The organism is Paraburkholderia polaris (assembly GCF_012927345.1).
Lineage (GTDB): Bacteria > Pseudomonadota > Gammaproteobacteria > Burkholderiales > Burkholderiaceae > Paraburkholderia > Paraburkholderia polaris.
The window spans coordinates 1-19,716 of sequence record NZ_JABBGJ010000065.1 but is presented as its reverse complement, the minus strand read 5'-3'; the positions used below and the strand labels follow the sequence as shown (position 1 = coordinate 19,716).

At 61.0% G+C, this 19,716-nt stretch carries 14 protein-coding genes and 1 rRNA gene; 5 read left to right on the top strand and 10 right to left on the bottom strand.

The window, feature by feature from the left end; translation table 11 throughout:
- Positions 1-67 precede the first annotated feature (67 nt).
- Positions 68-2,158, bottom strand: coding sequence for an excinuclease ABC subunit UvrB (gene uvrB, locus HHL24_RS39500; RefSeq protein ID WP_169490712.1), 2,091 nt, complete (start codon positions 2,156-2,158; stop codon positions 68-70).
- A 374-nt stretch (positions 2,159-2,532) separates the two neighbouring features.
- Here uvrB and HHL24_RS39495 point away from each other — a divergent pair, with 374 nt between their 5' ends.
- Positions 2,533-3,732 (top strand): amino acid aminotransferase, encoded by a 1,200-nt coding sequence (locus HHL24_RS39495; protein WP_169490711.1) that lies wholly within the window; start codon positions 2,533-2,535, stop codon positions 3,730-3,732.
- 221 nt (positions 3,733-3,953) lie between these two features.
- Here HHL24_RS39495 and HHL24_RS39490 read toward each other — a convergent pair whose 3' ends face one another.
- Positions 3,954-5,192 carry a DUF3734 domain-containing protein gene (locus tag HHL24_RS39490; RefSeq protein WP_169490710.1) on the bottom strand — a complete coding sequence of 413 codons (1,239 nt, stop codon included), beginning with the start codon at positions 5,190-5,192 and terminating at the stop codon, positions 3,954-3,956.
- Positions 5,193-5,202: 10 nt separating this feature from the next.
- The gene (locus HHL24_RS39485) at positions 5,203-6,000 is read right to left on the bottom strand and encodes a 3-hydroxybutyrate dehydrogenase (RefSeq protein ID WP_169490709.1); all 798 of its coding nucleotides are present in this window, start codon (positions 5,998-6,000) and stop codon (positions 5,203-5,205) included.
- A gap of 222 nt (positions 6,001-6,222) precedes the next feature.
- Here HHL24_RS39485 and HHL24_RS39480 point away from each other — a divergent pair, with 222 nt between their 5' ends.
- Positions 6,223-7,194, top strand: a complete 972-nt coding sequence (locus HHL24_RS39480; RefSeq protein ID WP_169490708.1) for a potassium channel beta subunit family protein — start codon at positions 6,223-6,225, stop codon at positions 7,192-7,194.
- A 193-nt stretch (positions 7,195-7,387) separates the two neighbouring features.
- Positions 7,388-8,233 carry a 23S rRNA (adenine(2030)-N(6))-methyltransferase RlmJ gene (locus tag HHL24_RS39475; RefSeq protein ID WP_169490707.1) on the top strand — a complete coding sequence of 282 codons (846 nt, stop codon included), beginning with the start codon at positions 7,388-7,390 and terminating at the stop codon, positions 8,231-8,233.
- A gap of 57 nt (positions 8,234-8,290) precedes the next feature.
- On the opposite strand, the gene HHL24_RS39470 is transcribed toward HHL24_RS39475, so the two are convergent.
- The 3 genes from HHL24_RS39470 to cueR all read right to left on the bottom strand — a co-directional run bounded on the left by HHL24_RS39470 (position 8,291) and on the right by cueR (position 11,048).
- Positions 8,291-9,340: an ABC transporter substrate-binding protein gene (locus HHL24_RS39470; protein ID WP_169490706.1), complete on the bottom strand. Its 1,050-nt coding sequence runs from the start codon at positions 9,338-9,340 to the stop codon at positions 8,291-8,293.
- A gap of 844 nt (positions 9,341-10,184) precedes the next feature.
- Positions 10,185-10,331, bottom strand: a complete 147-nt coding sequence (locus HHL24_RS39465; RefSeq protein WP_074284875.1) for a DUF3563 family protein — start codon at positions 10,329-10,331, stop codon at positions 10,185-10,187.
- 294 nt (positions 10,332-10,625) lie between these two features.
- The gene (gene cueR, locus HHL24_RS39460; RefSeq protein ID WP_169490705.1) at positions 10,626-11,048 is read right to left on the bottom strand and encodes a Cu(I)-responsive transcriptional regulator; all 423 of its coding nucleotides are present in this window, start codon (positions 11,046-11,048) and stop codon (positions 10,626-10,628) included.
- 123 nt (positions 11,049-11,171) lie between these two features.
- On the opposite strand from cueR, the gene HHL24_RS39455 reads away from it, so the two are divergent.
- Both HHL24_RS39455 and HHL24_RS39450 read left to right on the top strand, forming a co-directional pair.
- Positions 11,172-11,390 carry a heavy-metal-associated domain-containing protein gene (locus HHL24_RS39455; protein ID WP_169490704.1) on the top strand — a complete coding sequence of 73 codons (219 nt, stop codon included), beginning with the start codon at positions 11,172-11,174 and terminating at the stop codon, positions 11,388-11,390.
- Positions 11,391-11,403: 13 nt separating this feature from the next.
- On the top strand, positions 11,404-12,324 hold the full coding sequence (locus tag HHL24_RS39450) for a dTDP-4-dehydrorhamnose reductase family protein (RefSeq protein WP_169490703.1): 921 nt from the start codon (positions 11,404-11,406) through the stop codon (positions 12,322-12,324).
- Positions 12,325-12,505: 181 nt separating this feature from the next.
- Here the strand turns inward: HHL24_RS39450 and HHL24_RS39445 are convergent, their stop codons facing one another.
- The 4 genes from HHL24_RS39445 to rrf form a co-directional block, all read right to left on the bottom strand.
- Positions 12,506-16,315: an error-prone DNA polymerase gene (locus tag HHL24_RS39445; RefSeq protein ID WP_169490702.1), complete on the bottom strand. Its 3,810-nt coding sequence runs from the start codon at positions 16,313-16,315 to the stop codon at positions 12,506-12,508.
- Between the two features lie 5 nt (positions 16,316-16,320).
- Complete coding sequence (locus HHL24_RS39430) at positions 16,321-18,279, bottom strand: Y-family DNA polymerase (protein WP_230417767.1); 1,959 nt, start codon at positions 18,277-18,279, stop codon at positions 16,321-16,323.
- Positions 18,179-19,021, bottom strand: a complete 843-nt coding sequence (gene imuA, locus HHL24_RS39425) for a translesion DNA synthesis-associated protein ImuA (RefSeq protein WP_169490701.1) — start codon at positions 19,019-19,021, stop codon at positions 18,179-18,181. The genes HHL24_RS39430 and imuA overlap by 101 nt, the downstream gene beginning before the upstream one ends.
- 452 nt (positions 19,022-19,473) lie before the next feature.
- A 5S ribosomal RNA gene (gene rrf / locus HHL24_RS39420) occupies positions 19,474-19,586 on the bottom strand.
- Positions 19,587-19,716 lie beyond the last annotated feature (130 nt).

Here is a 19,716-nt window from a genome sequence, read left to right as displayed (position 1 = left end):
CTATCATGCGATGGGATGCGACAGGGCGCAGTGTGTTGCGGCGCCCTGTGCGGGAGAGCGAGGTTGATCAGACGCCGGGCACGTGGTCGCCGACGTTGGCGCCGAACACGCGCTGTCGCAGCAGTGCCAGCTGGTCGCGGGTTTGCGCGGCTTTTTCGAACTCGAGATTCTTGGCGTGCTCCATCATCTGCTTTTCGAGACGCTTGAGCTCCTTGGCGAGCTGCTTCTCGGACATGTCCTCGAATTTCGCCCGAGTCTGCTGTTCCTTCAACTCGGCGCGGGCGTCGTCGACGTTGTACACCCCGTCGATGATGTCGCGAATCCGCTTGACCACGCCGCGCGGCGTTATGCCGTGCTCCAGGTTGTAGGCGATCTGCTTGGCGCGCCGCCGTTCGGTTTCGTCGATGGCGCGGCGCATCGAGTCGGTCACTCTGTCCGCGTACAGAATCGCCTTGCCGTTCACGTTACGCGCCGCCCGGCCGATGGTCTGGATCAGCGAGCGCTCGGCGCGCAGGAAGCCCTCCTTGTCCGCGTCGAGAATCGCGACCAACGAGACTTCGGGGATATCCAGCCCCTCGCGCAGCAGGTTGATCCCGACCAGCACGTCAAACGTGCCCAGCCGCAGATCGCGGATGATTTCCACCCGCTCCACCGTATCGATGTCGCTGTGCAGGTAGCGCACCTTGACGCCGTGGTCGGCCAGAAACTCGGTCAGCTGCTCGGCCATCCGCTTAGTCAGCACGGTGACCAGCACGCGGTCGCCTACTTTGACGCGTTCGTTGATCTCGGCGAGCACATCGTCGACCTGGGTTCGCGCCGGACGTACCTCGATTTCCGGATCGACGAGACCGGTGGGACGCACGAGCTGCTCGGCCACCTGCCCTGCCGTTTTCTTCTCGTAGTCCGCCGGCGTGGCCGACACAAACACGACCTGGCGCATCTTGCGCTCGAATTCGTTGAACTTGAGCGGGCGATTATCGAGCGCTGACGGGAGGCGAAACCCGTAGTCCACCAAGTTCTCTTTACGTGCCCGGTCGCCGTTGTACATGCCGTTCAGCTGCCCGATCAGCACATGTGATTCGTCGAGCAGCATCAGCGCGTCGGACGGCAGGTAGTCGACCAGCGTCGGCGGCGGCTCGCCGGGCGCCGCACCCGAGAAGTGCCGCGAGTAGTTCTCGATACCCTTGCAGAAACCCAACTCCTGCAGCATTTCCAGATCGAAGCGGGTGCGCTGCTCGAGCCGCTGCGCTTCAACGAGCTTACCGTTGCTATAGAAGAATTCGAGCCGCTCGCGCAGTTCGTCCTTGATCGTTTCGACCGCGCGCACCACGGTGTCGCGCGGCGTCACGTAATGCGACGACGGGTACACAGTGAAGCGGGAAATCTTCTGCCGCACGCGGCCGGTGAGCGGATCAAAGAGTTGCAGCGTCTCGACCTCGTCGTCGAACAACTCGATGCGCACCGCCATTTCGGCGTGCTCGGCCGGGAAAATATCGATCGTGTCGCCGCGCACGCGGAACGAACCGCGCTGGAAGTCGGCTTCATTGCGGTTGTACTGCATCGCAATCAGCCGGGCGATGATGTCGCGCTGGCCGAGCTTGTCGCCGGTACGCAGCGTCAGAATCATCTTGTGATATTCCGACGGGTTACCAATACCGTAAATCGCCGATACCGTGCCGACGATGATCACGTCGCGCCGCTCCATCAGGCTTTTGGTGGCCGACAGCCGCATCTGCTCGATGTGCTCGTTGATCGACGAATCTTTCTCGATGAACAGGTCGCGCTGCGGCACGTACGCTTCCGGCTGGTAGTAGTCGTAGTACGAGACGAAGTATTCGACCGCATTGCGCGGAAAGAACTCGCGAAACTCCGAATAGAGCTGCGCGGCGAGCGTCTTGTTCGGCGCGAACACGATCGCGGGCCGGCCGAGCCGCGCGATGGTGTTGGCCATCGTGAAGGTTTTGCCGGAGCCGGTCACGCCGAGCAGCGTCTGGAACGACAAGCCGTCCTCAATGCCTTCGACAAGCGTGTCGATCGCAGTCGGCTGGTCGCCGGCGGGCAGATACGGCTGGTAAAGCTGGAACGGCGAGCCTTCGAACGTGACGAATTTGGACTCGTCAAGCGTCTCGTCGACTTCAGTCAGATGTTGTTCGGACATGGGGAGCGGCACCGGGCCTTGGGCAAAGAACTATTCTAACGGGTTGCGGGAACCCGGGCTGAGCGGGTCTGCGTCGGGGTTGGGGGCGGCGGCGGGAGGAGATTTCGCGCAGGTTTGGGGCGACGGTTCTGCCTTCGCCGGCTTCGTCCCAGGCCGATCCGCTACCACCACGTGACACCGGAGTGCCTGTTTTTCAAGCAAATAGTTCAGTCCAGTGGGCTTTGTCGCCCGAAAAATGCCCGCGGATTCGCTACAATGCCAAGTTGCGCTCGCTCGCCGATGCCCGTCTTCCGTCTGAATCATCCGTCAGACACCTTTGGCCGGGCCGCCCGCGCCTGAAGCCGCCCTCTTTTCACTACTGCTGCCCACCCACCATGTCTCTGTTCTCCGCCGTCGAACTTGCTCCCCGCGACCCGATTCTGGGCCTGAACGAAGCTTTCAACGCCGATGCGCGCGCCACCAAGGTCAACCTTGGCGTTGGTGTGTACTTCAATGAAGAAGGCAAGATTCCGCTGCTGCGCGCCGTGCGCGACGCGGAAAAGGCTCGCGTCGAAGCCGCGCTGCCGCGTGGCTATCTGCCGATCGAAGGCATCGCTGCCTACGACGCTGCCGTGCAAAAGCTGCTGCTCGGCAACGACTCGCCGCTGATCGCCGCGGGCCGCGTCGTGACGGCGCAAGCACTGGGCGGCACGGGCGCGCTGAAAATCGGCGCTGATTTCCTGAAGCGCCTGAACCCGAACACCAAGGTCGCGATCAGCGACCCGAGCTGGGAAAACCACCGCGCGCTGTTCGAAGGCGCCGGCTTCGAAGTCGTGAACTATCCGTACTACGACGCGCACACGCACGGCGTGAACTTCGAAGGCATGCTGAGCGCGCTGAACAGCTATGCCGCAGGCACGGTTGTCGTGCTGCACGCATGCTGCCACAACCCGACCGGCGTCGACCTGACGGTCGACCAATGGAAGCAGATCGTCGAAGTCGTCAAGGCGCGCAATCTGGTGCCGTTCCTCGACATCGCTTACCAGGGTTTCGGCGACAACATCGAATCCGACGCTGCAGCAGTCCGTCTGTTCGCGGCATCGGAACTGAACGTGTTTGTGTCGTCGTCGTTCTCGAAGTCGTTTTCGCTGTACGGTGAGCGTATCGGCGCACTGTCGATCATCACGGCAAGCAAGGAAGAATCTGCTCGCGTGCTGTCGCAACTGAAGCGCGTGATCCGCACAAACTACTCGAACCCGCCGACGCACGGCGGCGCGGTGGTCGCAGCGGTGCTCGCATCGGCTGAATTGCGCACCACGTGGGAAACGGAACTCGCCGAAATGCGCGACCGCATCCGCGCTATGCGCAACGGTCTGGTCGAACGTCTGAAGGCAAGCGGCGTGGATCGCGATTTCAGCTTCGTGAACGCACAACGTGGCATGTTCTCGTACTCGGGCCTGACGGCGCCGCAAGTGGACCGTCTGCGCGAAGAGTTCGGCATCTACGCTGTGAGCACGGGCCGCATCTGCGTGGCTGCGCTGAATACGCGCAACCTCGACGCGGTGGCTAACGCGATCGCTCACGTGCTGAAGTAAGGCATTTCAGAGGGCGGGCGTTCATCGCGCGCACTTTGCCTGGCTGTTGCCGCTTGAACTGCTTGTAGAAACGGCGCCCTTTCGGGCGCCGTTTTTTATTGGCCAGTTGTTGCTGGACGTGTGAGTGTCGTCCACCGGTGCGACCTGATGTCACGAGCCGCTGCTTGCGACCCGTTGCCGTCAGTTGCCAATGTGGTTTGCTGCTGTCATCTACGGCGGTTTCAGCGCGAATCCCGATGGATATCGTGCGTGACAAATCCTGCGTCGTTGTCAGGCATCTCCAGCCAATCGGGTTGAGCAAGCGAGTGGCGTATATCTTCCAGACCGCTTTGCCAGTGTTCACGCATCGTCGACAGGCCAAACTGAAAGTCCTTGAAGTGTCCTTCGTATTCCTTCTGCCGGTAGATAAGGTGGATCACGTTGTAGCGCTTCGAACACGATAGATCATCCGCCAGCTTGCACCAGGGATCGTCGCGCTGGTCAGACGGCACGCGATCGAGCACCTCGCGCAGCACATGCCGGAAACGCTGCGAACGTTGCAGCATATCGGTCACGAGACGCGTGCGGCTCGAGTACTGGATGTCTTTCATGCGCCCTTGAACATCGGTGATGTTGTCCGGCACCGGCCCGATCGCACTCCAAAGATCGACCTGAAAGGCAAGCGTATCGCGACGCGGCGTGGTCTGGATCACTTCATAGAGCGGCGTGTTCGACATCAAGCCGCCGTCCCAGTAGTACTGGCCCTCGATTTCGACCGCCGCGAAACCCGGCGGCAACGCACCTGACGCCATGAAATGCTCAGGCCTCAGTTTCGTATGCTTGTTATCGAAGTAGGCGAAATTGCCTGTACCGCAATTCACCGCGCCGACCGACACACGCATCTCACCGGAATTGATGCGGTCGAAATCACACAGCGCTTCCAGCGTGGCCTTGAGCGGCGTGGTGTCGTAGTAGCTCGCCAATTGCGGCGGCCCGGAGACGGTGGGCAATGGCGGCGGGAAACGCGGCACGAAAAAGCCCTTTTGCCCCTCCACGATCGCGCCCATCGCCTGGGTCGCCGTGAAGGCCTTGCGAACGGCGTCACTCGAGTTGAACAGCGCGTGCTCGATAAAGGCCGGCAACGGTGGCCCGAACGCCGGCTGGCAGATCGTCTCCCAGAATTGCAGCAGCCGCTCGACGCGTTTCTCCGGCGGGTTGCCGGCAATGATGGCTGTGTTCAGCGCGCCGATCGAAATGCCGGCGAGCCAGTTCGGCTCGATGCCGGCTTCGTAAAGCCCCTGAAAGACGCCGGCCTGGTAGGCGCCCAGCGCGCCGCCACCTTGCAGCATCAACGCGACGGTTTCGTAGTTGGGTAAATGGAGGTGCCGGTGGGGATGCGCGGAGGGCGCCGGACCGGCGCCCTCGCCTTCCCCGCCGCCGGGCGCGCCGACGCGCGCCCGCTTGAGATTGCGTTGCGCCATGGGCACCTCCTTATTGCATATACCAGCCGTGGCTCACAATAAAGGACTGGCCGGTCAGCGCCGCAGTCGGGAAAGTCGACAGGAACAGCACCGTCTGCGCGACGTCTTCCACCGTGGTGAAGATGCCGTCGACCGTGCCGCCCAGCATCACGCGCTTGATCACGTCTTCTTCACTGATGCCGAGCTCCTTGGCCTGCTCGGGAATCTGCTTGTCGACCAGCGGCGTACGCACGAAACCCGGACACACCACATGCGAGCGCACATTGTGTTTCGCGCCTTCCTTGGCCAGTACGCGCGCGAGCCCCAGCAGCGCATGCTTGGCCGTCACATAGGCGGACTTCAGCGGCGACGCTTCGTGCGAATGGACCGAGCCCATGTAGATCACGATCCCGCCGCGATCGTCTTTATACATGTGCTTGAGCGCGGCCTTGGTGGTGAGGAAGGCGCCGTCCACGTGGATGGCCTGCATTTTCTTCCAGTCGGAAAACGAGTAGTTTTCGATCGGATTGACGATCTGGATACCAGCGTTGGAAATCAGAATGTCGATCGAGCCGAATTCGGCCGCGACTTTGTCGATGCCCTGGTTGACGGCGTCTTCGTTCGTGACGTCCATCGCCACGCCGATTGCCTTTCCGCCACCCTTTTTGATTTCTTCAGCGACAGCGTTCGCGCCGTCCTGGTTCAGGTCGGCGATCGCGACCGCCGCGCCCGCCGCGGAAAGCGTGAGCGCAATCTGCTTGCCGATACCGCTCGCGGCGCCGGTAACCACCGCGACCTTGCCATTCAGATTCGTGTTCAGTGACGACATCCAGAACCTCCATGCAGTTGATGAGCAATGAGACCACGGACCGCAGGCGGCGTGAAGTCAGCCAAACGGCATAGGCCGTTTGGCCGAATGCTGCACTGCGGCCAACGCTGCTATTGTGCATGAACCGCGTGAACTACATCCGCAAAACGCACATTGGGCCTTATCTCTTTAAACTAGACGTTTTAGCGGGATTCCGGCGGCATCACTACCAAGGAGGAATACATGAATTATCGACGTCTGGGCCGTTCCGGCCTGCAAGTCAGCGAACTGTCCATCGGCTCATGGGTCACCTACGGCAATCAGGTGGATCATCGTGCGGCGCGCGAGTCGCTTGCGGCCGCGCGTGATGCGGGAGTCAACTTCTTCGACAACGCGGAGGTGTACGCCGCCGGTCAATCCGAAGAGATCATGGGCCAGGCACTCAAGGAACTGGCGTGGCCGCGCGTGAGCTATGTAGTATCGACCAAATTCTTCTGGGGGCTCAACGAAGCGCCGAACCAGTACCACACGCTGAACCGCAAATATTTGCTGAACGCGATCGACACGTCGCTCAAACGCCTGCAACTCGATTATGTCGATCTGGCGTTCTGTCATCGTCCTGACCCGAACACGCCGGTCGAAGAAACCGTCTGGGCCATGAGCGACATGATCACGCGCGGCAAGGCACTGTACTGGGGCACGTCTGAATGGAGCGCCGACGAAATCCGCGCGGCTTACGAGATCGCTGAGCGGCACCATCTGCACAAACCGGTCATGGAGCAGCCGCAGTACAACCTGTTCCACCGCAAGCGCGTCGAGCAGGAATACAAGCGGCTTTACGAGGATATTGGCCTTGGGCTCACCACATGGAGCCCGCTCGCGTCCGGCCTGCTCACCGGCAAGTACCGCGAAGGGGTACCTGCGGATAGCCGCGCGCAGTTGCAAGGCTACGACTGGCTGCGCAAGCAGGTCACCGACGCCGCCAAGAACAACGTGGTCGGCAAGCTGGGCGAAGTGGCTGACGAGCTGGGCTGCACGGTTGGCCAGTTGGCGATTGGTTGGATTCTGAAGAATCCACATGTGAGCACGGTCATCACTGGCGCGTCGCGCGTCGAACAGATCGGTGAGAACATGAAATCCGCCGATGTGGCCGAGCGGATTACGCCGGAGATCAAGCAGCGGATCGAGGAGATCATCGGCGACGCATACGACTGACCGGCCACTCGCAGGAACCGCGGAGCATGGCTTGCGCACCATCAGGACCGTGTCACGCGCAACGCACTGCGGAGTGCAACGCGGTGTCGCGTACAATACGCGACCGCGCTGCACTTCTGTTGTGCTGCCGCATTGCACTCGCATCGCCGAATCCGCCCTGGACCGGCACGCCCTCTTTCAGCGTCTCCTCATCATGCTCAGCTACCGCCACGCCTTTCATGCAGGCAATCACGCCGACGTTCTGAAACACGCCGTCGTGTTGCAGCTCCTGCGCTACCTCGGCCAGAAGGACAAAGCCTACTGGTATATCGACACGCACGCGGGCGCCGGCGTCTATTCGCTGAAGGAAGGCTACGCGACCAAAACCGGCGAGTTCCGGACCGGCATCGCCAAACTATGGGAGCGTAACGACCTGCCCTCGATCTTCGCGGATTACGTCGACGAAGTGAGCGCGCTGAATCCGGACGGCCAGTTGCGCTTCTACCCGGGTTCACCGTATATCGCGTGGCGGCAGATGCGCGAGCAGGACCGCATGCGCCTGTTCGAACTGCACACCACTGAAATCGACGTGCTGCGCCATAACTTCCGCGACGCGGGCCGCCGCGCAATGCTTTATGCGGGCGACGGCTTCGACGGCATCCTCGCGTTACTGCCGCCGGCGCCGCGCCGTGCGCTGGTGTTGCTCGATCCGTCTTACGAAGACAAGCGCGACTACACGCGCACGCTGCGCTGCGTCGAAGAAAGCCTGAAGCGCTTTCCGACCGGCACCTACGCGGTCTGGTATCCGCAGGTAAGACGCCTTGAATCGCAGCGCTTCCCCGATCAGCTGAAGAAGCTGCAGGAGCGCAACTGGCTGCATGTGAGCCTGACCGTCAGCAATCCGCCGACCGACGGCTTCGGGTTGTTCGGCAGCGGCATGTTCATCCTGAATCCGCCGTACACGCTGGCAAAAACGCTGAAAGACCAGATGCCCTGGCTGGTCCAAACGCTCGGCGAGGACAAGGCCGCACAGTTCAAGGTCGAATATCGCGGCGATTGAGCCTCGCTGCAGGCTCCGCGCGAACTTGTATCGCGGCGTTGGAGGCCACCAGACCGCTTACTTGAGTTGCGCGTCTGCCTTGCGGGCGAAGTCGTTGGTATAGGTCGCGTTCAGATCGATCTTTTTCGGATCGAGGCGGTTATCGAACGACGACAAGGCGCGTAATGAGGTCGCCGGACCATCCGCGGGCATCAAGCCATCCGGCGAATAGGCGTCGCGCACGTTGTGGAAGGCCTCCACATACAGTGCCGAGTCATTGAGCAAATAGGCCGGTGGCACCATCTTCAGCAAGTCGGCATCGCTCGCGGTCTGCAGCCAATGGTCCGCGCGCACGATCGCATTGGCGAGCGCCTGCGTGGTCTTCGGATTCTTCTGGATGAAAGTCTCCGATGCATAGAGCGTCGCCGCCGGCATCGTCCCGCCGAATACCTCCTGCGTGCCCTTCACAGTACGCGTGTCGACCAGCACTTTGATCGCACCACTACGCGTCAGTTTGGTCATCATCGGATCGACGTTGGACAGCGCGTCGAGCTGACCGCCGCTCACTGCGGCCAGTACCGTGGCACCACTGCCCACGCCGATCGCCGAAATCTCGTTGCGCTGTACGCCGGCCTTGCGCAAAGCAACGGTAAGCACCAGATCCGTCGACGAACCCGGCGCGCTCACGCCAACTTTGGCCCCCTTGAAGTCCGCCAATGTCTTGATCTGATCCGCCTTCGACTTCAGCACCGCGACGACGATCTGCGGCGCGCGGCCCATCAGCACGAACGCGCGGTAGCGTTGCCCCTTTGCCTGCATGAACAGCGTGTGCTCGAAGGCGCCGGCTCCCACGTCGGCACTGCCGCCCACGACCGCTTCCAACGCCTTCGACCCGCCCGCGAAATCTTCGAGCGTGACGTCGAGCCCTTCGTCCTTGAAGTAGCCCAGTTGCTGTGCGGCGAGTACCGGTAAATAGTAAAGGCCTGGCAACCCGCCGACGGCCATCGTCAACGTGGGCTTTTCCGGTGTGTCTTTGGCGAGCGCGGCACCGGGCAGCGCCGCGGGTGCGATCAGCGCGATCAACGTGGCGCAGGTGCCGGCGGCACGCCGCATCCAGTGAGTAGGCATGGGATGTCTCCTTGTTCTGTTTTCATTCGATGCGATGGCGCTGCACACTGTGCATGGCCCACGTCGTTGGCGAGAGAGCGCGCAGCGATTGTCGTCGGACGGCTTCGCACACGCCATGAGCCGAAACCCGGATTGCGTATGCGGTGCCTCGCGCATTAGTCGAAGGCGCGCGTGCACGTGCGATGGCACGACAGAGGCACTGCTGCTCGAAGCGCCAACGGATGGAAAAAAAACGACTGGAAGATATCGCGCCGGAGACGCTTATTGCGCGCGAGGCACGGGGCGAGGTTGCGGCTGCGGGTGTGGGGATGGCGTGCCGCCGCCCACAGGCACCGGGATGTAGGGCGCGACAACGATCGGTACCGACGAATTCGGTGCCAACTCCGTGGGCGTCGCGATGGGCTGCGCCCCTGCGATCGGCTGTCGCGAAAGCGGCGCGGTCTGCAACACGGTGCCGCTTTGGCCGTCGTTAATGCCGCTCTGCGAGTCGAGTATCAGGGGCTGGCGGGCGACGTTGCTCGACGCGGCGAAAGTCGCCGGGACTGCGAAAATCGTTGTCAGCGATGCTGCGACGGCTATGGCCAGGACGGATTTGAGCAAGCGGACAGGAAGCATGGGCGGACCGGTTGAGTTTGAGAATGCCGGGTAGCGCAGAAAACGCTTTACCTTACCGCGGCGGCACCCGTCAGGCTAGTCGTAATTAGCCATGAATAGCCGTGAAGCGCCACTCGCCGTGAAATTTTCGCGGTCCAGATGTGACAAAGCCCCGTCTATACGGGGCTCAACACTTTACAGCGATGGCCGCGCACCAGCGCCGCCGGGTCAAACTTGATGCAGTTGAAACTTACAGCGAGTAGCCGTTGGTTTCGAGCGAGCGGATGCGCTGTTCGAGCTGAACGATATCCGACGACGACGCCAGATAGGCTTCACGACGGCTGCGTTCTGCAGTTTCAAACCAGGTGCTCAGCTTTTCAAGTACGTATGCAAACATGATGTTCTCCAAGGATCAGATTGAATCCCCGGTGAGTTCTGCATCAGGGATTTCCCGTAAAAGGGTTAACCCGGATTATAGCCCTATGGTGCAACCTTGCTAGTGAAATGCCCGCATGACGTGCATTCCGTTTTGGAATGGTGCACGCCCGTGGTGCGCCTAAGTCATTGATTTATCTAAATTCGAGATGGCCTTTTCTTGACCGGTGATATTACCCCAAATTATTTTGCACCATCATGGTGCTTTTTGCCGTTCGGTAGCGACAAATCCTACCCTCGGTTGCACCCAGCGCCTTCAAATTGGATGACAACCCTTTCCCGACACCAGATCGGTGTCGGCTAGCCGCTCGATAATCGGGCAATCCGGACGCTCGTCGCCGTGGCAATGGTCGGCCAGATGCGCCAATGTGTCGCGCATGTCGGTCAGCTCGGTAATGCGGCGATCGAGTTCAGCGACGTGCTCCAGCGCAATCGCCTTCACTTCGGCGCTGGCGCGCGACCGGTCGTGCCACAGCGCCAGCAACCGGCGGATGTCTTCGACCAGAAAACCAAGACGGCGCGCCTGCCGGATGAAACGCAGCGAATGAACCTCTTGCGGCCCGTATATGCGGTAGCCGGCGTTGGTGCGCGCTTTTGCCGCCAGCAGGCCTACGCTTTCGTAGTAGCGAATCATCTTCGCTGTGACGCCCGACGCGCGGGCCGCTTCACCGATATTCATGACTGTTTTCCCAAGGTATGCGTCGATCGTACACCTTCCCATAGTGGGAAGGTCAGCCACCCAACTGCGCATCGGCAGGCATAATTCGATCATCGCAACATCCGTTTTTTCGAGGCAATCCCGATGACGATCGAATTCCAGGTAGAAGGCATGAGCTGCCAGCATTGCGTGGCAGCGGTTACGAATGCAATCCGTGAACACGATGAAGCCGCTCAGGTCCAGGTCGATCTGGCATCCGGTCGCGTGGCGGTCGAATCGGCGCAGCCGGCTGACACGCTAAAGGCCGCAATCGACGAGGCCGGTTACACGGTGACCAGCATGACTAGCGGCCCCGCCCGCTAAGCGAGCGACCGTCATGTTCAAAGTTGCCGTCATTGGTGCTTCCGGGCTGCTCGGCCGGGCTCTCGTCGACGAACTGGCGCAGCAGGCTGGTTGGCAAGTTGTCGCCACGGCGTTCAGCCGGCCGGGTTCGGACACCGTTGCGCTGGATATTCGCGATGCGCGGGCGGTCGAGCAGTTCGTCGAGCGCGAAGCGCCGGATGCGCTCGTGATTGCCGCCGCGGAACGTCGGCCGGATGTGTGCGAGCACGATCCGGCGCTCGCCCGGGCGTTGAACGTCGATGCGGTGCGCACCCTGGCCGCAGCGGCAAAGCGGCGGGGCGCATGGACGCTCTCGATCTCAACCGACTACGTGTTCGACGGCGCCCACCCACCCTATCAGCCCGATTCCGCGCCCGCGCCGCTCAATGCCTATGGGCGCAGCAAACTCGAAGGCGAACGCGCGCTGACGGAATCCACCGATCTCGGCTGCGTGCTGCGTTTGCCGCTGCTATATGGACCGATCGTCGATTGGGCAGAATCGGCGGTGACGAGTCTCGTGCCGGCGATTGCCGCGTCGGCTTCACGCGAAGGCAAGGCCGCGGTCATGGATGCATGGGCGATTCGCTACCCGACCTTTACGCCGGACGTCGCGTTCGTGATCCGGCAGATGCTCGAATGGCATGCGCGTGGCGATGCGATCCGCGGCATCGTGCAATGGTCGGGCGACGAGCCGATGAACAAGTATGAAATCGCCGTGCGGCTTGCAGACGCGCTGCAACTTGATGCGCAACTGACGCCCCAGCACACGCCCACCGACGCGACGCCGCGTCCGCATAACTGTCACCTGGCGTCGGACCGGCTCGAGGCGCTCGGTATCGGCCGCCGCACGCCATTCGACGTTGCGATCCGGCAGGTGCTTGCCGCGTTTCCGTGGCAAGGCGAGACGCCGGCGTAGCCGCCCGGCAGCGAGCTTAACCACAGCAGATGCTGCCCGCGTTTCCACGGCCCGGCGACAGGCCTGCTTGGCATCGGGCCTGCAAGCTTAGCCACGACAGGTACTGCCCCTGTGTGCCCATGGACCGCTGGTACGTCGGCATGGCGCCCGGGCATGCGAACTCAGCCACTGCAGATCGGCATCAATGAAAATCGCGGCTCGCCGTGGCCAGTTCACCGAGCCACTCGCTGTGATCTTCGAGTCGATGCGCGACGAGATGGATCACCTCGCCCTTCTGTTTCTGTTTCGCCTTGCCCGCTTTATTTGTGTTCACCACGTTGCCGGCGCTGTCACCGCCGGTAGAAACGCCGTCATCACGCTGCAAGACGCCATACACCGCCAGCAACGATGAACCCAGCAGCACCTTGCGCTGCTTTTCCACCAGCGATGGCCAGACGATCACATTGATCGAACCGGTTTCGTCTTCGATGGAAACGAACACGGTGCCGTTTGCCGTGCCCGGCCGCTGCCGCACGGTGACAATGCCGCAGGCGCGCGCCAGCGTGCCGTGCTGACACGCGGCGAGTTCGGCCGCCGTGCGAAAACGTTGCTTGGCAAGACGTGCTCGCAATAACGCGAGCGGATGGCGATTGAGCGTGAGACCAAGGCTCGCGTAGTCGTCGACGATCTCGCGACTTTCGGCCGCCTGCGGCAATGCCAACGGCACTTCGGCGATCGGCGCATCGCGCAGCAATTTGGGCACCGTGTGCTGCGCGGTCACCGCCCACCACGCTTCGCGCCGATGGCCCGCGATGCTGACCAGCGCATTCGCCGCGGCAAGCGCTTCGAGATCGCGCCGCGTCAATGACGCGCGACGCGTCAGATCGTCGACGTCGGTAAACTGCGCGTCGCTACGGGCCGCCATGATGCGTTCGGCAGCCACCTGTGAAAGACCTTTGATCAGATGCATGCCGATGCGCACTGTCGGACCGCGCGCGCCATAGGTTTTCGACGATTGGAATACGCGTGCGGTCAGCTGTTTTGCCGCGCGCCGGATCGTCCGGGCCACCGTGAAGCGCCGCAACGACAGATCGCGTAATTGCTGCGCGGATAATACGCCCTGCTGACGATGCAAACAGGTCTCGCTCGATGAAATCCGCTGCCCTTCATGACCGCGTCTTTCGAAGGTCGATTCCCAATCGCTCAAGGTCACGTCGGGCGGCAATACCTGGACGCCGTGACGCTTCGCATCCTGCACCAGTTGCGACGGTGAATAAAATCCCAACGGCTGACTATTCAGCAACCCCGCCAGAAAAGCGGCCGGCTCATAACGTTTCAACCACGCACTGAGATAGACGAGCAATGCAAAGCTTGCCGCGTGACTCTCCGGAAACCCGTACTCGCCGAAGCCTTCGATCTGTTTGCAGATGCGCTCGATAAAGTCTTTTTCATAGCCGCGCGCTAACATGCGGTCGGTCAGATCTTGCTGATACTTCGCCAGATTGCCGCTGCGCCGCCACGCGGCCATTGCGCGACGTAACTGGTCGGCCTGCTCACCGGTGTATTTCGCCGCAACCATCGCGAGATGCATCACCTGTTCCTGGAAAATCGGCACGCCAAGCGTGCGTTCTAGCACCGGCCGCAACTCATCTTTAGCGTAGTCCTCCGCCTCGAGACCCTGCTTGCGACGCAAATACGGATGCACCATGCCGCCCTGAATCGGCCCCGGCCGCACGATCGCGACTTCGATCACGAGATCGTAGTATTTGTTCGGCTTCAGCCGCGGCAACATGCTTTGCTGCGCACGCGATTCAATCTGGAATACGCCGATCGTATCGGCATGGCCGCACATTTCGTAGACGGCTCGATCCTCGCGCGGAATATCCTGCACCCTGAATTTCGGAAAGCCGCGCCGCAATGCGACGAACTCCAGCGCGCGCCGGATCGCCGACAACATGCCGAGCGCCAGCACGTCGACTTTCAATAGCTTGAGCGCATCGATATCGTCCTTGTCCCACTCGATCACGCTACGGTCTTTCATCGTCGCGTTCTCAATCGGCACGAGTCGCGACAGCTTGTCTTTCGCGATCACAAAGCCGCCGACGTGCTGCGACAGATGGCGCGGAAAATGGCGCAACTCCTTCGTGAGACGAATCAGATTCTGCGTGATGTGCGAGTTGGCATCGAAGCCCGCTTCGGCCAGATATTTGGCGACCGCATCTGTACCGTCCCACCATTGCTGCGATTTACTGATCCGCTCGATCAGCGACGCTTCGAGCCCCAACGCCTTGCCGACATCCTTCAGCGCACTGCGTGCGTGATATGTGATCAGCGACGCAGTGAGTGCAGCGCGATGACGGCCGTACTTGCTGTAGATATATTGAATCACCTCTTCCCGGCGCTGATGCTCGAAATCGACGTCGATATCAGGTGGTTCGTTACGCGCGCGCGAGATGAACCGTTCGATCAGCATGTTCATGTGCACCGGATCGATTTCCGTCACATGCAAGCAATAGCATATGATCGAATTCGCTGCCGAACCTCGCCCCTGGCACAGTATGTTTCTGGAGCGCGCGAAGCTCACGATATCGTGCACCGTCAAGAAGTACTTTTCGTATTTCAGCTCGGTGATCAGCAACAGCTCTTTCTCGATCTGTTCGATTCGCTTGAGATCCATGCCGTCCGGCCAACGCTCGACTGCGCCGGCCATGACCAGCTTGCGCAGATAACTCGACGGCGATTCGCCGGCGGGCACCAGCTCTTCCGGATACTCATACTTCAGTTCATCGAGCGAGAAGCGGCATAGGGCGGCGATGCGCAGCGTTTCTTCAAGCGTGTCGCGCGGATACAGTTTGCCGAGCCGCACACGCGTGCGCATATGCCGCTCGGCATTCGCCTCGAGCGCGTGGCCGCATGCCGATAGCGGTGTGACGCGACCGATCGCGGTCAGGGTGTCTTGCAATGGTTTGCGCGATCGCGCATGCATCAGGACGCCACCTGCCGCCACCAGAGGCAAACCGCTCGCTTTTGAAATCATCCGCAACGCGTCAATCTGAAGATCGTCGCTACCGGTTTGCCAGAGTTCGAGTGCGATCCATGAGCGTTGCGGAGCCAATGAGGCAAGCCAATGCGCGCAGCGCAGCGTGTGTGAGAGCGTCGCCGTGCGTTGCGGCACGAGGATCAGGACGCAATCGGGCAAGGTCTTGAGATGTTCGAGATGCGGCAACGCATCGGTGAAATCGGACGGGCTGAGGCGATAGCTGCCCTTGTCGGAACGCGAGCGGGCGAGCGTGATCAGTTCGGAAAGATTGCCGTAGCCATTGCGGTTAGTTGCGAGCGCAACCAGTGTGCAGAACGGCTCGCCTGCATCGTCCGTCAGATTCAGTTCGCTACCGATGATGAGGTGAGGGATTGGTTTTAGCGCCTCTTGCTCAGTGGCTTCCTGTTGTGGGGCTTCCTGTTGTGGGGCTTCTTGCTGTGGGACTTCTTGCTGTGGGACTTCTTGCTGTGGGGCTTCTTGCCGCGGGGCTTCTTGCCGTGGGGCTTCTTGCCGTGGGGCTTCTTGCCGTGGGGCTTCTTGCCGTGGGGCTTCTTGCCGTGGGGCTTCTTGCCGTGGGGCTTCTTGCCGTGGGGCTTCTTGCCGTGGGGCTTCTTGCCGTGAGGCTTCCTGTTGCGAGCCCGCTGGATTTGTGGCCGTCGACTTTGCTGCTTCTTCTGGAGACGCTCCTGCTTGCGCGGCTTTCGCCTTGTCTTCACGCTCCTTCTGTTGGCGGTCCCGCTCCTGTTTGATTTCTCTCACCGCCGTGTGCGCGCGCACGACGCCCGCCAACGAGCATTCATCGGTGATCGCAAGCGCGCTATAGCCGCACGACATCGCCTGCTCGACCAGTTCATGCGGATGCGAAGCGCCGCGCAGAAACGAGAAATTAGTCAGGCAATGCAGTTCTGCATAGGGCGGCAATTGGGCCGCAAGCGCCTGCTCCAATGAAACTGAGGGCCGGGAATTTACCATGATGCTCAGCCGAACAAACCCTGCAAATACCACTCGCCGCTAAAACGTTCCCGATACACCCAGAACATATGGCCACGATCATCTGCCGCAACGTAGTAATCCCGCTCGACGCGGTTACCGTCCCACCACCCTGCTTCAATCCGTTCGGTACGCGTGAGCATTTTCAGCGGCCGACGATAGATCGGCCGCTGGTCGCGCATCATCAGGCGCAGCGGTTTGTCGAGCATCCAGACGGGGCGAGGCTGCGATGGCAATACGCTGTCGGGCAGATCGAGTGAGGCTTGGGCATCGGCCGATGGCGTTACGAATAGGCGGCTGCTTTTAGCATCACTCTTTTTGTCAGACTGTTGTGATAGGTGCACTGGGTGTGCTGTGCGTTCTGCCTGTTCTGCCTGTTCTGCCTGTTCTGCCTGTTCTGCCTGTTCTGCCTGTTCTGCCTGTTCTGCCTGTTCTGCCTGTTCTGCCTGTTCTGCCTGTGTCGCCTGTGTCGCCTGTGTCGCCTGTGTCGCCTGTGTCGCCTGTGTCGCCTGTGTCGCCTGTGTCGCCTGTGTCGCCTGTGTCGCCGCACCGCCGTCTGCGCGCACACCCTCCGATGCAGCGTGCCGCAACTCATCGGTCAGCCAGGTTTTATCCGCTTTCATTTTTGTCCTGGCTTTCGCAGACGAACGCTTCTTACGCGAAAATGCTTGCGCCTGGTAGGCCTCGACGCGCATTGCCCGCTCAGGCCGATGATCGTCCTGCACCGACATCTGCAGCACGTTCTCCGGCCCCAAACGCGCGCTCAAGCGTTCGAGCAGACGTGCGATCGAATCGCCGTCTGACTCGGGCATTGGAAACAAGGTGTCCGACCGCCCTGCATACTCGCCGATCTGATCCGCGACCAGCTTCACCTCGATCACCGGCGCCACCAGAACCGTCTGATTCAACTTCTCACGCAACAGCCAGATCAGATGCTCGGCATCGCGCGACGGTATGGCCCACGCAACCTTCAGACTCGACGTCTTCGACGCATGACGGGATACCAATTCATGTTCGAGCAACAACGTATAACCACTGAGCGCTGCATGATGCGCGCTCAACCATCCGGCCAGTTGCACAATCAGCCGACGCGCGGCGAACAGTAGTGCATCGGCGTTATCGACCCGCGACGGCAACTCCAACTGCGCATGAAACGATGCCGGCGCACGAAACGATTCGCGCGGATCCGGACGCGTACCATATGCTTGTGCCAGCAGATCCAGAATGCCACTGCCGAAACGCCGCACGACACCCGACCTTGGCAACTGACGCAAATCGGCCAGCCTCGTGCAACCGAGATGCGCAAGCGCATCGCGATGCGCCTGCGCAACCGGCAGCAACGACACAGATACGCGGTCGAGGACCCGCGCAAGCGACGTTTCCTTTATCACATGCCAACGATGCCCCTGCCGATCGGCGTGCGCCTGCGCCAACAACCACGCGCCCCAGGCTGTCGGTGCGCACGCGATGCGCGCCGTATAGGCGAATTCAGCCACTGTCGCGGATACCCGCGACAACAACGCGCGCAAGCCGCCAAACAACCGCAAACCGGAGCCGACTTCCAGCAACAAGGTGTGCTCGTGTGCGAGCGACACCTTCGGTGTGTACGTCAGCAAAGCGAGCGCCATCGCTTCGAACGCCTGGGTTTCGCGGGCTGCGTCTGTGGCAAGCATCTTGAGACCCGGAGCCAAAGCCAATGCGTACGAGCGCGAATGACCCGCATGCACCCCGGCACGCAATGCGTCGAAATCCGGCATCAGGATGTGCGCGTGATCGGCCAGCGCATAGCAGCGCACCTCGGTGACGTTTTCGGCACATGGAGGCTGGCTTGCCTCGTCACCGGGCTCACACCGATTCGGCTTCGCGGGCGAACCATCCGGGAGCGGCTCGAGAGGCTTCACGGCCTCCAGCGACAAGAGTGGCAATGTGACTGCGATCCACAACATGTTTGATCTCTCGTCCTTGATTGCTGCCGACTCCGCTTTCCGGCAACACGACGCTTTGTAACGGCAAAATGAGACGCAGAGGCTCCGCTAGCGGCGGACCGCGGCGCTTGAAGATGTCGATCGAGATACCAATCTCCTGCAACCATTGACGGCGGTTGATCGTCTGCGCATTAGCCGGCAAGAGCGGCTCGCAGATCATTCGCAACGGTGCCGGCGAAGATTGCGTGGCTGCCTCGACAGGCCGGATCAAAAATGCCAGCGAGGCCGACTCCTGAGCCGCCACCTGCAGACGCCGAACCTTATCGGCGCGCGCATTCGGCAGCCATATCAGCACGGCACCCATGCCATCCTGCTTCAATGCCTGAGCAGCGGCCCACAGGGCTTGGTCCTCACTCGAGCGCACCCATAAGACGCGCTCGACATCGATACCCCAAGCCCTCAGTGCCGAAGCACAGGGCTGGTAAGGGGGTGCCACGAGCATGACGTGTCGTTCGGCTTGTGCCGTAAGATGCCGAAGCGCTCGGGCCAGCAGACGCAGTTCGCCGACTCCTCCGTGTTCAATCAATAATTCCGTTAGGCCGCCGGCCGACCAACCCTGTCCGGGCAGCAGTTGATCCAGCGCGGCATAGCCGCTGGAAATCACCCGCGAGTCTGCCTCGGCAAGCTCATTGCCCTGCCACACCTGACGCCGCAATTGCGACGACAGCGTCGTCGTCGCCAGATGAATCGCTGCTACTGCCATAGACACGCTCGTTCAATAGGGAATACTCCGCCCTGCCCGGCATCGGGCAAGCATGGGGTGACGAGTTTTCACTGTATATTTATACAGTATTCTGAGACGGATGTTAAGGCAAGTCGATGCGACGAAACGCGCGTAGGAAGGAAATGAAAAGGGGTGGTGAAGCTGTTTTGGTGCAGGTTTTTCGCCTGCGGGGGATCTGTCCTTTGACACTGCTGCTAAGCGAACAAAACCAGAGCTAGCGTGTTCGAGAAGGGATAAGAGCGGAGAACCCGCACATGCATGCCGCGGATATGGGCAAGAACTGACGAGTTACGCGAACGCGCTTCGAATCAGCAGAAACGGACGCGCATTTCCCGGAGTGATGATGTTGAGACCGTATTGATGCAGTTTTTTGCGGCCGCAAACGCAAAAACCCCACCTTTTCGGGTGGGGTTTTTGCTTGCTGCTGGGGAGCCTGACGATTACCTACTTTCACACGGGAATCCGCACTATCATCGGCGTGGAGTCGTTTCACGGTCCTGTTCGGGATGGGAAGGGGTGGGACCGACTCGCTATGGTCATCAGGCATGACTTGTTGTCGTGTCGCCTTTGTGGGCGGCACAACCAATCTGGAAGAAGTAGTTTCTGGTGATGCTCACCAGAGGGGTAAAGCTGTTGGGGTTGTGTTGTTTCTGGCACAACACTGATCTCAACCG

Bases quoted from the DNA above. Each gene is read 5' to 3' on its own strand.
- HHL24_RS39480 (WP_169490708.1), top strand. From the start codon at position 6,223: ATGAATTATCGACGTCTGGGCCGTTCCGGCCTGCAAGTCAGCGAACTG.
- imuA (WP_169490701.1), bottom strand. From the start codon at position 19,021: ATGGCAGTAGCAGCGATTCATCTGGCGACGACGACGCTGTCGTCGCAA.
- HHL24_RS39450 (WP_169490703.1), top strand. From the start codon at position 11,404: ATGTTCAAAGTTGCCGTCATTGGTGCTTCCGGGCTGCTCGGCCGGGCT.
- HHL24_RS39455 (WP_169490704.1), top strand. From the start codon at position 11,172: ATGACGATCGAATTCCAGGTAGAAGGCATGAGCTGCCAGCATTGCGTG.
- HHL24_RS39445 (WP_169490702.1), bottom strand. From the start codon at position 16,315: ATGGTAAATTCCCGGCCCTCAGTTTCATTGGAGCAGGCGCTTGCGGCC.
- uvrB (WP_169490712.1), bottom strand. From the start codon at position 2,158: ATGTCCGAACAACATCTGACTGAAGTCGACGAGACGCTTGACGAGTCC.
- HHL24_RS39430 (WP_230417767.1), bottom strand. From the start codon at position 18,279: ATGTTGTGGATCGCAGTCACATTGCCACTCTTGTCGCTGGAGGCCGTG.
- HHL24_RS39485 (WP_169490709.1), bottom strand. From the start codon at position 6,000: ATGTCGTCACTGAACACGAATCTGAATGGCAAGGTCGCGGTGGTTACC.
- HHL24_RS39475 (WP_169490707.1), top strand. From the start codon at position 7,388: ATGCTCAGCTACCGCCACGCCTTTCATGCAGGCAATCACGCCGACGTT.
- HHL24_RS39495 (WP_169490711.1), top strand. From the start codon at position 2,533: ATGTCTCTGTTCTCCGCCGTCGAACTTGCTCCCCGCGACCCGATTCTG.
- cueR (WP_169490705.1), bottom strand. From the start codon at position 11,048: ATGAATATCGGTGAAGCGGCCCGCGCGTCGGGCGTCACAGCGAAGATG.
- HHL24_RS39470 (WP_169490706.1), bottom strand. From the start codon at position 9,340: ATGCCTACTCACTGGATGCGGCGTGCCGCCGGCACCTGCGCCACGTTG.
- HHL24_RS39490 (WP_169490710.1), bottom strand. From the start codon at position 5,192: ATGGCGCAACGCAATCTCAAGCGGGCGCGCGTCGGCGCGCCCGGCGGC.
- HHL24_RS39465 (WP_074284875.1), bottom strand. From the start codon at position 10,331: ATGTTTGCATACGTACTTGAAAAGCTGAGCACCTGGTTTGAAACTGCA.